At 75.3% G+C, this 12,392-nt stretch carries 7 protein-coding genes; 4 read left to right on the top strand and 3 right to left on the bottom strand.

Going from position 1 to position 12,392, the window contains the following annotated elements; genetic code table 11:
- Positions 1-209: 209 nt before the first annotated feature.
- Both ACZ5T9_RS09385 and ACZ5T9_RS09380 read right to left on the bottom strand, forming a co-directional pair.
- Positions 210-1,412 carry a hypothetical protein gene (locus tag ACZ5T9_RS09385; protein ID WP_464832786.1) on the bottom strand — a complete coding sequence of 401 codons (1,203 nt, stop codon included), beginning with the start codon at positions 1,410-1,412 and terminating at the stop codon, positions 210-212.
- Between the two features lie 1,930 nt (positions 1,413-3,342).
- Positions 3,343-3,612 (bottom strand): hypothetical protein, encoded by a 270-nt coding sequence (locus tag ACZ5T9_RS09380; protein WP_156821940.1) that lies wholly within the window; start codon positions 3,610-3,612, stop codon positions 3,343-3,345.
- Positions 3,613-4,161: 549 nt separating this feature from the next.
- On the opposite strand from ACZ5T9_RS09380, the gene ACZ5T9_RS09375 reads away from it, so the two are divergent.
- The 3 genes from ACZ5T9_RS09375 to ACZ5T9_RS09365 all read left to right on the top strand — a co-directional run bounded on the left by ACZ5T9_RS09375 (position 4,162) and on the right by ACZ5T9_RS09365 (position 8,290).
- Positions 4,162-4,665 carry a hypothetical protein gene (locus ACZ5T9_RS09375; protein WP_464832785.1) on the top strand — a complete coding sequence of 168 codons (504 nt, stop codon included), beginning with the start codon at positions 4,162-4,164 and terminating at the stop codon, positions 4,663-4,665.
- Between the two features lie 727 nt (positions 4,666-5,392).
- The gene (locus tag ACZ5T9_RS09370) at positions 5,393-6,499 is read left to right on the top strand and encodes an NAD/NADP octopine/nopaline dehydrogenase family protein (RefSeq protein ID WP_006905045.1); all 1,107 of its coding nucleotides are present in this window, start codon (positions 5,393-5,395) and stop codon (positions 6,497-6,499) included.
- A 108-nt stretch (positions 6,500-6,607) separates the two neighbouring features.
- Entirely contained in the window at positions 6,608-8,290 is a 1,683-nt protein-coding gene (locus ACZ5T9_RS09365; RefSeq protein WP_464832784.1) for a methionine synthase, read from the top strand.
- A gap of 135 nt (positions 8,291-8,425) precedes the next feature.
- Here the strand turns inward: ACZ5T9_RS09365 and ACZ5T9_RS09360 are convergent, their stop codons facing one another.
- Entirely contained in the window at positions 8,426-8,980 is a 555-nt protein-coding gene (locus ACZ5T9_RS09360; protein ID WP_006905043.1) for a hypothetical protein, read from the bottom strand.
- A gap of 250 nt (positions 8,981-9,230) precedes the next feature.
- Between ACZ5T9_RS09360 and ACZ5T9_RS09355 the strand changes: the two genes are divergently transcribed.
- Positions 9,231-12,275, top strand: coding sequence for a cation-translocating P-type ATPase (locus ACZ5T9_RS09355; protein WP_464832783.1), 3,045 nt, complete (start codon positions 9,231-9,233; stop codon positions 12,273-12,275).
- Positions 12,276-12,392: the final 117 nt, after the last annotated feature.

The raw sequence follows: 12,392 nt of genomic DNA, 5'->3' as shown, positions 1-12,392 counted from the left end.
GCGGGTTGCAGTGTTTTCCTTAGTTTGCTGCGGGGGTGTCTCCTGCCAGGGCAACTCCCCGCCTGCCAGTGAACCCCACGATGCTGATGATCCCCTGAGACGGGGCTGAGACTTTCGGGTCCCGCACCAGGGGGACCGCCGTTGGGTCCTGACCGGGGCGGTGGTCCTGGGCGCAGGTCGGGCGCCGGGGCGACCCCGTGGCCGGTAGGCTAGCGCCGCGGCGCACCGGGCGCGGCAGGGCCGGGTGCGGCCGGAGAGTCCGATTCAGGGGGGAGCAGGCGGGCCACGTCGGAGGCGACCACCGTCCAGAACCCGTCCTGGCGGGTCATGGCCCAGGTCAGATCCAGCGCCACCGGCGGCGGATCACCGGCGTAGTAGACGGTTCCCCGGACCCGGACCCGGGCCTGCGGGCCTTGTACCGCCAGGGTCGTGGCCTGGTCGATCTCCACGAACTGCATCCGCGTGGCCAGCCGGCGCGCCAGAAGATTCCAGGCCGGGTCGCGGGGGTCCGCCACCATGTGGGCGGCCGTGGCCACGTCCCCGTTGGCCAGGGCCACCCACAACCAGGTGGCCGCCACGTGGGGCGGCGCAGCCTGCAGGTGGGCGGCCAGCTGGCCACTGCTCTTGAGGACCATCAGGTGGTGACCGGGGTCGACCCGGTCGCCCACATGGGTCGTGGAGGCCAGGGTGTGCACGCAGAAATGCCCGTCGAACCCGTTGCCGACCACAACCTGGTCGCCGTGGGGCATGCCGTTGATGGAGGCCGCGATCTTCCGGCCTGCGACCTCCAGGACCACGGCGCGGCGGCGCCAGCTCCAGCTGCCGCCGTAGAGGGAGCGGAGGACGGCGGTGTCTTCCCGGGTCAGCGGCTCGGCGTCGGCGTGCTGGTAGCCGCCGTAGCGGCTCACCCGCAAGGTCCGGCCCGTCTCCAGGTCCCGCAGCTGGGCGACGGCGTCCCAGGGCCACAGCCGGTCGACCTCGGCCCACGGCAGCGGCTCGCCGAAGAGGTCCGCCGCCAGGCGGCGCGTGACCGGCTCCAGAGCGGCCCAGAGGGGACCGGTCCGGTCCAGGTACCCCTGTTGGGGGTCGTAGAAGCGCCCATCCAGGGAGACCAGCAGCCGGTGGGGGCGCCCGGTCCTGCCGGTCCAGTCCAGCTGCCAGTAGGCGAAATGGGGCCCCGGCGGCGGGGCGCCGCGCCCCCCCGGCGCCCGCCGGGTGCGGGCCAGGGCGCGGGCCAGGTCCTGGCGTTCGGACGCGGTGAGCACGGCGCGGCCCGGGTATTCGGGCCAGGCGAAGGACAGCTCGGCCCGGACCACGGCGCGCCCGGGGACGAGCCGGCCCGCCGGCCCCGTGCCGCCGGCCGGCCCCCTGAGCAGGACCCACCCGGCCAGCAAGGCCAGGGCCAGCAGCACAAGCCGGGGGGCGTTCCGGAAGAGCCGGTCGCGCCAGGGGGGAGGGCGGTCCGGAAAGCGGCCGCTGGTGCCAGATCCGGGACGGCGGCCGGTGACCCTGGAGCCGCCGGGGCCGGAGGGATCCGGACCGGCCGGCGGCAGGGAGGGGACGGGGGCACCCGTGGACCGCTCCCCGGAGATCGCGGGCGGTTCCACCGTGCGGCGGGTGCCTGGCCGGTTGTTCCGCCCGGCGGGGCCGGCCGGCGGCTGGCCAGCGGGGACCATGGCGGGTGCTCCCTCCGGATTGGGTCGCGGGTGGAGCCGGTCCGGTCTCGAACCTGGGGCCACGGACAAGTTCGGGTCGAGACCCGGCCCCGGCCCTGGCCCATGGATATGCGGGCCGGTCCGGGGTATGCCGCGGCGGCAGCCGGGGCCCTCCCCGCCTCCCCCGTGTCCTGTGGCGCGGGTCCGGCTACGGTCCGGGCCGGCCGGGAAGAATACCGGCCGGAACCAGGGGGCGACGGGAGGGCGGGGTGTGGCACGCTGGGTTCGACGGCGCCGCCCCGGCGCGCATCTCCAGGGCGGATCGGCGGCAGGGCCCGCGCCGGGAGGCCCGGACGCGGCACGGGGTGCGCGGGCGGCGGGGAGGAAGCCGTTTCCCGGACCGGAGACCGGTTCCGGCCCCGGAGGGTTGACCTCTGACCCTTTGGTGCCCGGGACGCGGGGCGCCGTGCCCCTGGCCGGACCCCTAGTGGCCGGGAGCCGGGGGGCGGAGACGGGACGGGTCCCCGGGCCCCGGGCCCGCCTGCGGCCCAGTCCCCGGGTGGCCCTGGCTTCGCCCCTGGCTCCTGAGCGGGAGCAGGCGGTCGAGGCCCGGGGACCCCAGGCCCGCACCGGCGGCAAGGCAGGCGGGGCTGGGCCGGCGCCCAGGGACCAGCGCGGAAGCCGTTCCAGTACCGGCACGGGCAGCTCCACCGCGGGGGGCCAGCGGCACCGGGATGCAGGACCGCTGGTCGAAGCCCGGCGCTGGTTGCAGGAACAGTTCGAGGCCGTCACCGGTCGCGGGGACGACGGGGCCGGGGACCGGGGGCAGCCCGGCGGGAGCGGCGGGCAGGAAGTCCACGGCCCGCCCGGTACCGGCCGGGGGATGCCGGCTGCGACCGCCGGGCCTCAGGGGCAAGGAATGGAGGGCGGGCCGGGCACCGCGGCCGGGGCAGCCGCCGGCCCGCCTGCCCGCGGCGACGGGCCCCGGGGGCGGCAGGACCGCCCCGGGACCCTGGACGGTCAGGACGACCATCAGCGGCGGGGCGACGGTACCCGCCACAGGACGGGTGATCCCGGGATGGCGATGAGGGGTGGCATGGAGACGGGCCAGGGGGGAGCGATGGGGCCCGGAGGGTGGCCGCCGGCGGGGCCGGCCGGGATGGCCTCGGTACCACCGCCTGGGGGCGCGCTGCCGGTCCAGGGGTTGCCCCCGGCATCGTTCCCGTGGCCTGCCGTTCCCGCGAACCTCCTGGGGCCGGTGGGCCGGGGCAAGGAGGAGGCGGGCGGCGGGAACCCGGCAGCTATGGCCGGGCCGGGGGCCGTTGCGCCGGCCGCCGGCCCGGCCTACGCCTCCGTCCTGCCAGCCGGCTGGCCCGTGACGGTGCCGTTGCCTGGCGGCCCGGGCGGAGTATGGGGACCCGGGTTCTGGCCCGGTGCTCCGGGAGCAGCATCGCTGGCGGCAGCAGGCATGGCCGGGGCCACCGGGGAGGGCGGCGCCGGTGAAGGGGCGCAGGGAGGAGGCGCCGGCGTCCAGCGGGCGGCCGCAGGCCGGGAGAGCCCTGGAGCCCCCCGCCGGGTGCGCCGCCTCGGCGGGGCCTTGGCCGATCACGGCGACCGGGGGGCGCGGGGTCGCAGGCAGGATACCGGCCCGGCGCCTGCGGGCCAGGCCGGCGGCCGTTCGGAGGGCTCAGGGGCCGGCCGGCAGGGCGTCGACCAGGGGGGAATGGAGGGTCTGGCGGCCCTGGCCGGTATGGCCGGCCAGGGCGGCGGTCGCGACGGCGAGGAACAAGGGGGTGGCCGCCAGGGCGGGAGCCGGGAGCGCTCCCGCCAGGCCGAGGGTGCCCGGCGGCGTCAGGGGTGGCCGGGAGGTTGGGGCGCCGGCTTCCCTGATGGCGGACTGGCGGCCGGTTCCGCCGTGGCAGCGGGTACGGCTGGGACCACCGGTTGGATGGCGCAAGGGGTGGCGCCCCTTTTCCCCGGTCAGGCCGGCGGGCCCGCTGCACCCGGGCTGTTCGGGTTTCCCGGCGCTGCCGCGCCGCTGTGGGCGTCCCGGATGGACGGGGCGGGCGGATCGCCCGGCCTGATGCCCCACGGCCCCTGGGCAGGGCCGGCGGGAACGCCGGGCTGGCCCGCCGGCCCGGGGGGCGGGCAGGCCGCCCTGATGCCCTGGGGTCCGGGCGTCCTGCCGCCAGGCTGGCCGTTCACGGGACCGGGAGCGGCCCGGCCCCCCGGCGCCGGGGAATCCCGGGACGGCGGTGAAAACGCCCAGGACCAGCACGGTCACGGGACGGTCCCTGCAGGGTACGTTGCGGCAGGGCCCACCGGAGCTCCGGTACCGGGCGCCGGGGGCTGGCCGGGCGGCAGCCCGTGGCCGTTCGGGCTCATGCCGGGCGGCTGGGGCTGGCCCGGCGGGCCTGTGGGAGCCGCCGGCACGGCCGGGCCGGTTCTTCCGGGGGCCATGGTGCCTTCGGGGTGGACAGCCCTTCCGCCCGGGCCGGGAACCGCAATGCTTTCCGCGGCCGGGCCGGCCCACCCGGCGGGCGACGATGCGGCCTCCGCCGGGGGAGCCGGCACCGGCAGGGAGGGAGCCGGCGACGGCGGGCAGCAGCAAGGGGAGGGCGGCGAGGCGCCCGGCGGTCCTGGCGGCCGCAATCCGGCTCTCAGCCTGGTCAGCGCCCACCTGCAGCTGCGCCAGGACATGGAAAACAACCTCCGCAAGTTGCGTCAGGTCATCAGCGAGAGCCAGGCCATCGCCCAGCAGATGGAGCAGCTTCTGGAGGCGACCTCCCAGTGGGGCGGCGGCGACAGCGGCCGCGCCCAAGGGGGACAGGGCGGGGATGGTGGCCAGGGCGGCGGAAGCGGCCTGGGCGGTGGTGCCGGGCACGGCACCGGCTCCCGCCAGGGTAACGGCGGCCGCCAGGCCCGGGGCGCGGCAGGCGGGGGGCCGGAACAGCAGGGAGGAGGGGGTTACGCCGGCGGATCCCGCCGCGAGTCCGGTCTTCAGGCCTAACATCCAGCGTGTCGAGGGATCGCGGGTGAAGCCATTCCGGGTGAAGGCGTTCCGGGTTCGAGCCGGGCCCTTCTTCCCCCGGCCCTTCCCGCTGATCGCCCTTGACAGCGTTTCCTCAACTTGCATACAATACCATCGGGTTTCCCACGCTTCCCCGATCCCGCCGCCGGGCTTGCGGAACACCACGCCAGTGCCAGCCACCGCCATCCTGGGACGGGGTCAAACGCCGGGTGTCGACCGGTCCGTGGTTGGTTTCCGAATTCTCCCTTGATTCAAGGGCAGGCATCGCTGGCTACCCCGTGGCAGGTGGAGTGGCCGGGTCGGGGTGCCATCATGGGTACGCCCGGGCGAGCGTGCCCGGGCCCCTTGCAGGTGCCTGCCGCGGTCCTGTCCCGTCGACCCCCCGTGCAGGTATGGCCAGCATAGGGGTGGCCCGCAGAAAGAGGCGATCCGCCTGCGGCCACGGCGGGGAAGGCTTGCCGCCGGGCGAAGCCCCCGGGCCGCCTTCAGCCGGCGCCTCCGGCCGCCGCGCCTTGCCGGATGAATCCCTGCGGGCCTGAGGGGCCCCGGGGTGGGTGCTGGCCCCATCGAGATGGCGCCGGGACCGGGCTGCCCGCGGGTCGCCGGGCAGGCGCCCGCTGGTCCCGCGGCGCGGGCTGGTGCCCGGGCCGCAGGTCACCGGTAGCAGAGCCGCAGGTCAGGAGATGCCAGGAAGGAGGGACCTCGCGTGCGGGTGCGACGCGTCGCCGTCATCGGTGCCGGTCACGGCGGCCAGGCCATGGCCGCGTATCTCGGGTTGCTGGGTTTCCGGGTGGCCCTCTACAACCGGTCCGCCGCACCGCTGGAACCCATCGCCGCGGCGGGCGGGATCTTCCTCGAAGGAGAGGTGGGGGGCTTCGGGCCGGTGGAACGCGTCGCCTGCACCATCGGCCCCGAGCTGCGCCGCTACCGCCTGGTCATGGTGGTGGTCCCGGCAACCGCCCACCGCCAGGTGGCCCGCTGGTGCGCCCCCTTCCTGGGGGACGGCCAGGTGGTGGTCCTGCACCCCGGGCGAACCGGCGGGGCCCTGGCCTTCCATACCGCCCTCCGGGAGGCCGGCAACCGGGCCGACGTCCTGGTGGGCGAGGCGCAGACGCTGCTCTTCGCCAGCCGGGTGACGGGACCCGCCCGGGTGCGGATCTACGGATTCAAGCGCCAGGTGCGGGCCGCCGCCCTGCCAGCCGCCCGCAACGCGGAGCTGCTGGCGACCTTGCGGGAGGTCCTGCCCCTCTTCACCGCCGCCGACAGCGTGCTGGAGACCAGCCTGGACAACATCGGGGCCGTCTTCCATCCGGCCCCGCTGCTGCTCAACGCCGCCCGGGTGGAATCGGGCGAGCCCTTCGAGTACTATCGCCAGGGCATCTCCCCCGCCGTGGCGCGGGTCGTCGAGGCCCTGGACGCCGAGCGCCTGGCGGTGGCCCGGGCCCTGGGGCTGCGCCTGCGCAGCGCCCGGCAGTGGCTGGCGGAGGCGTACGGGGCCTGGGGGGCCGGCCTCTACGAAGCCATCCAGGCCAATCCGGCCTACCGCGGCATCGGCGCGCCCCTTTCGGTGGAACACCGCTACCTCGACGAGGACGTGCCGGCCAGCCTGGTGCCCATGGCGGCCCTGGGACGCCGCCTGGGCGTGCCGACGCCGGTGATGGACGGCATCATCCACCTGGCCGGCGCCCTGCGGGGAACCGACTACTGGCGGTGCGGCCGCAGTTTGGCGGAGATGGGCCTTGAGGGGATGAGCGCGGAGCAGATCCAGCGCTGGGTCACCCTGGGCGAGATGGACGAGGCCATGGTCGTCTGAAGGGCACGATGCGGGCCGAGCCGTCGCGGCGGGCGCCGGCGGGCCCGGCGAAGAAGCGGGACGGCGGCCGGCCCTTGCCAGGGCCTGTTGACGCAGGAGGTGAGGCGTTTGGAACGGAAGCCGAAGATCCTCGGAGCGGCGGTGGGCGACTGCGTCCACGTGGCCGGGGTGGTGAACTTCCTGCACCTGGCGGAGGCTCAGGGGTACGAAACCTTCTGCCTGGGCCCGGCGGTGCCTGTGGACGAGCTGCTGGGCGCGGCCCTGGAAGATGATCCCGACATCATCGCCGTGGGCTACCGCCTGACCCCTGAGACGGGAGCCCGGGTCCTGGCGGAGCTGAAGGAAAAGGCCGAGCGCATGGGCCTGGCCGGCAAGCGCTTCATCTTCGGCGGTGTGGGGGCCGTGTGCGATCATGCCCGGCGTCTCGGCCTGTTCGAAGCCGTGTTCGATGCCGACACCACCGTCGACGAGATCATCGCCTACCTGCGGGGGGGACCGGCGCGGCAGGATGCCGCGGACTACCCGCAGACCCTGGTGGAGCGGATCGAGTTCAAGCACCCCTATCCCATCCTGCGCCACCACTTCGGCCTGCCGTCGGTGGAGGCCACCATCCGCGGGGTCGAAGCCATCGCCGAGGCCCGCTGCCTGGACGTGATCTCCCTGGGCACCGACCAGAATGCGCAGGAGCACTTCTTCCGGCCCGAGGAGATGGATCCCGACGAACACGGCGCCGGCGGCGTGCCCGTCCGCAGCCCTGACGACCTGCGGGCCATCTACCAGGCTTCCCGGCGGGGCAACTACCCCCTGATGCGGTGCTACAGCGGAACGCGGGACACGCTGAAGTGGGCGGAGATGCTGAGGGACACCATCAACAACGCCTGGTGCGCGGTGCCTCTCTTCTGGTACAGCCAGCTGGACGGGCGCAGCCGGCGGCCGCTGGACGAGTCCATCGCCGAGGCCCAGGCGCTCATGCGCTGGCACGCCCGCCACGGCATTCCGGTGGAGATGAACGAATCGCACCACTGGAGCCTGCGGGATGCCCCCGACACGGTGGCCGTGGCCGCCGCCTTCCTGGCGGCGTACAACGCCTACCGCTGCGGGGTGAAGACCTACGTGCAGCAGCTGATGTTCAACAACCCGCCGGGCACCTCGATCCAGATGGACCTGGCCAAGATGCTGGCCAAGCTGGAGCTGGTGGGCGAACTGGAAGGGGACGGTTTCCGCGTGCTGCGGGAGACCCGGACCGGCCTCTCCAGCTACCCGGCGGACCTGGACCGGGCCAAGGGCCAGATCGCCTCCTCGGTGCTGGTGCAGATGGCGCTGAAGCCCCACATCGTGCACGTGGTGGCCTACACCGAGGCCAGCCACGCCGCCACCGCGGAGGACGTCATCGCCTCCTGCCGCATCGCCGAGCAGGCCATCCGCAACGCGGTGTTCGGCCTGCCCGACATGCTGCGGGACCCCGTCATCCAGGAGCGGAAGAACCAGCTGGTGGCCGAAGCCCGCCAGCTGCTGGAGGCGATCCGTTCCCTGGCTCCGGCTGGAGTCTCCGATCCCTGGACGGACCCCGGTACCCTGAAGCTGGCGGTGGAGATGGGGCTCATGGATGCGCCCCACCTCATGGGGAACCGGGCCGCCTGCGGCAAGGTGCGCACCCGCATCGTCAACGGGGCCTGCGTCGCCGTCGAGCCGGCGACCGGGAAGCCTTTGCGGGAGGAAGAGCGCATCGCCCGGGTCTTTGCCGACTACGAGCGGGCGGTGGCCGGTACCGCCCCGGCGACCCCGGCCTGAGCCCGGCCCCGACGCGGGCCCCGGGGCCGTCCCGTACCAGCCCGGGGCCGCCCCCCTGGCCGGGGAGCGGCCCCGCCTGCTGCCTGCAAGGTCGTGGAGGCCGGACCGGCGGCGAAGCGGCGGCCCGGCCCGCGACTACGGTGCCACCCGCACGGTCACCGAGGCGGCTGCCGGGCCGCCGCCCTGGTGGTAGAAGTGGACCTCCAGGACGTACTCGCCCGGTTCCTCCGGCGCGGGGATGGGACCCAGCTGGATTGACTGGCCGGCGGGCACCGGCACCAGGGCGCCGGTTTCCATCATGCCGTGTTCCCAGGGCCGCCGCTGTCCCCCGTCGACCCGCCAGGCCTTGAGGCCGCCCAGGCCGCCCGTCAGCTGGATCTCGGCCCCGCTGTCGTTGCGCACCGTGAGGGTGATGGCCTCTCCCGGGCGGTAGCTTTCCCGGTCGGCCGCCAGGCTGACGCCCGCCACCTCCGACGCTCCCTTCGCTGCCTGCGCCCCACCGGCCCCCTCGCCACCGGAGCCGGCACCCGGATGCTCGCCGGCCTGCGGAGCCTGCGCCCCCAGGGCGGCGCACCCGGCCAGGAGCGCCGCCACCGCCACCACCGCCAGGATGGCGGAAGCGTATCGCTGCGCCCCTGGCCGCCACCGCTTCGGGCCCATCCCCCGCCCGTGTCCCTTGCCACGTTCCATCGCAACCCCTCCTCCGGGGTGATCCTGCCGGTTGGCCGTCCATTGGACGCCTGCAGGGCGGTGCCGGTTCCCGCCCCGGCGGCCCTTGGCGGGTGAGCCTGGGGAAAGCACGCCGGCCCGTCCGGACATGCCCTTCGAGTCCTGTCCCTCATAGCCGCCCGGGCCTGTGCATAGGCATGGTGGCGCGGCACCGGGCGCCCGCTCGCCGCAGGCCGGGGGCGGGCGCCCCGCCAGCGGGAGGAGGTAGGCCGTGGTTCGTCCAGGAAAGGACCGCGCCAGCCGCCGGCCGGATCGGGTATCCTCCGCACCGGCCCCCGCCGGGCGGGCGGGCGGATTTGTGCCGGAACCCGGTTCCCGCAGCTCCCGGCCCGGCGACCCGGGGAGGCTCCGGGGGACCCGTTCGACCCCATCAGTTTCCCCGCGGCCGGGCGGGAACCCTGCCGGGGGCGGGGCCCTCCGGCCCGGGGGAGGAGGCCATCGCGGCCGGGAGCGGGGTGAGGCCCGGCAGGTAGCATGGCATGCCCTTCCGCCCCACGAGTGCCTGGCGCTGCTCGGCACCGGGCCCGAGGAGGGTCTCCCGGCCGCCGAGGCGGCCCGGCGCCTGCGGCGCTACGGGCCCAACCGGTTGCGGGAGGCCCGCCGGGATCCGCTCTGGCGGAAGCTGGCCGTGCAGTTCCAGGACGCGCTGGTCCTCGTCCTGGTGGGAGCGGCGGCTTTGTCGGCAGCGCTGGGCGAGCAGGCCGACGCCATCACCATCCTGGTCATCGTCATCATCAACGCGTTGCTGGGCTTCCTGCACGAGCACAAGGCGGAGCAGGCCCTCGAGGCGCTGAAGGCGCTGGCGGCCCCTCAGGCCCGGGTGATCCGCGACGGCCACCGCCAGGTGGTGGCGGCGGCCGACCTGGTGCCCGGCGACCTTATTTTGCTGGAGGCGGGCGACCGCGTCCCTGCCGATGCGCGGCTCCTGGAGTCCCACAGCCTGGGCGTGGAAGAGGCGGCCCTGACGGGGGAGTCCCGGCCGGTCGGCAAGTCGGCCGCCGCTACCTGCTCGCCGGAGGCTCCCCTGGCCGAGCGGCCCACCATGGTCTACCAGGGGACCACGGTGGTCCGCGGCCGGGCCCGGGCGGTGGTGGTGGCCACGGGCATGGCGACGGAGATGGGCCGGATCGCCGGGCTTCTGGAGGCGGCGGAAGCCGAGCCCACGCCCCTGCAGCAGCGGCTGGCCCACCTGGGGCGGGTTCTGGTCAGTGCGGCCCTGGCCGTGTGCTCCGTGGTGGTGGTCCTGGGGGTGATCCAGGGCGAGCGCCTGGCGTCCATGTTCCTGGCCGGCGTCAGCCTGGCGGTGGCGGCGGTGCCGGAGGGCCTTCCGGCCGTGGTCACCATCGTCCTGGCCCTGGGCGTCCAGCGGATGGTGCAGGCCAATGCCATCATCCGCCGGTTGCCGGCGGTGGAGACCCTGGGGTGCGCCACGGTGATCTGCTCCGACAAGACGGGGACCCTGACGGAAAACCGCATGACGGCCCGGCGGGCGATCACCGCCAGCGGCCGGTTCGCCCGCACCGCCGAAGGGGAACCCTGGAGGCCCGAGGCCGGCGGGGAAGAGGGGGAGGCGGGGGGGCCGGGGCGGCCGGTGGCCGGTGCCCGGACGGCGGCCCCGGCAGCGGGGGCCGGAGCCGGGGCCGGGCGGGCCGGTGGGCCGGGGGGCGGCCCGGCCGCGGAACTGCAGTTGCTTCTGGAAGCGGTGGCTTTGTGCAACAACGCGGTGCCCGTCACGGCCGGTGACGATCCCACGGGGGATCCCACGGAGGTTGGCCTGGTCAAGGCCGCCTGGGCCGGGGGCATCGACGCCCGGCGACTGCAACGGGAGCGTCCCCGGCTGGCCGAGCACCCCTTCTCCTCGGAACGGCGCCGCATGGCCGTGGTCTGCCGCGACGCCCAGGGCCGGGCCGTGAGCTACGTCAAGGGTGCGCCCGAGGTGGTGCTGGAGCGGTGCCGGTTCCTCTGGCGGGACGGGCGGGCCGTTCCCCTGGGCGAGGGGGACCGGCACCGGATGGCCGCCGCGGCGGCGGCCATGGCCGAACAGGCCCTGCGGGTCCTGGCGGTGGCCGTCCGGGTGCTGGGGCCCGGGGACGACCCTGAGGACGAGGCGGTGGCGGAAGGGGACCTGGTGCTGGCCGGCCTGATCGGTCTGATGGACCCGCCCCGCCCCGAGGTGCCCGCGGCCATCGCCCGGTGCCGGCAGGCCGGCATCCGGCCGGTGATGGTCACCGGCGACCACGCCCGCACGGCGGCGGCCATCGGCCGGGAGCTGGGCCTCCTGGCCGGTGGCGACCCGGTGCTGGAGGGGCGGGACCTGGACGCGATGGATGACGAGCAGCTGGCCCGCAGGGTGGGTCAGGTGGCCGTCTTCGCCCGGGTGGCGCCGGAACACAAGCTGCGGATCGTCCGCGCCCTCAAGCGCCAGGGCGAGGTGGTGGGCATGACGGGGGACGGGGTGAACGACGCCCCCGCCCTCAAGGAGGCCCACATCGGCATCGCCATGGGCCGCACGGGCACCGACGTGACCCGGGAGGCGGCGGACATGATCCTGACCGACGACAACTTCGCCTCCATCGTCGGCGCCGTGGAGCAGGGCCGGGCCATCTACGACAACATCCGCAAGTTCATCCGCTACCTCCTGGCGTGCAACACCGGGGAGATCCTGGTGATGTTCCTCGCCCTGCTGGCGGGCTTGCCCTTGCCGCTGCGCCCGATCCACATCCTGCTGGTCAACCTGGTCACCGACGGCCTGCCGGCCGTGGCCCTGGGCCTGGAACCGGCGGAACCCGACGTGATGAACCGGCCCCCGCGGCACCCCCGGGAAAGCCTCTTCGCGGGCGGCCTGGGACGGCGGGTGCTGATCCGGGGGGCCGTCATCGGCGTCACCACCCTGGCCCTGTTCGTCCTGGGGTCGGCGAGCGGCGACCTGGAGCGGGGCCGGACCATGGCCCTGGCGGGGCTGGTCCTGAGCCAGATGATCCACGTCTTCGATTGCCGGTCCGAACGGCGATCCGCCTTCGACGTGCCCCTCTCCGCCAACCCCGCCCTGGTGGCGGCTGTGGCCTCGTCGGTGGCCGTGCTGCTGGCGGTGGTCTACTGGGAGCCCCTGGCCCGACATTTCTATACGGTGCCCCTGCGCCCGGGGGACTGGGTCATGGTGCTGGGCGGGGTCTTGCTGCCCTGGGTGGCGCTGCTGGTGCGCCGGTCGCTGGTGGGAAGCCGGCCCCAGGCGGCCGTGGGGTCGAGCCGGGCCTAGCGGGGAGCTGGCCGGGAGGCGGCAGGGCGCGGGCGCCCCGAGACGCCTGCGCCCCCTGAGGAGGCTCCGGAGGGGAGGGAGGGCCGCCAGGCCCGGCGAGCCGGTGGCCTGTGGCCG

The organism is Thermaerobacter nagasakiensis, from assembly GCF_055396825.1.
This window is presented reverse-complemented; position numbering and strand designations above follow the sequence as displayed.

Coding starts and splice junctions, on each gene's coding strand:
- ACZ5T9_RS09360 (WP_006905043.1), bottom strand. CDS start 8,980: ATGGAACGTGGCAAGGGACACGGGCGGGGGATGGGCCCGAAGCGGTGG.
- ACZ5T9_RS09375 (WP_464832785.1), top strand. CDS start 4,162: ATGCTTTCCGCGGCCGGGCCGGCCCACCCGGCGGGCGACGATGCGGCC.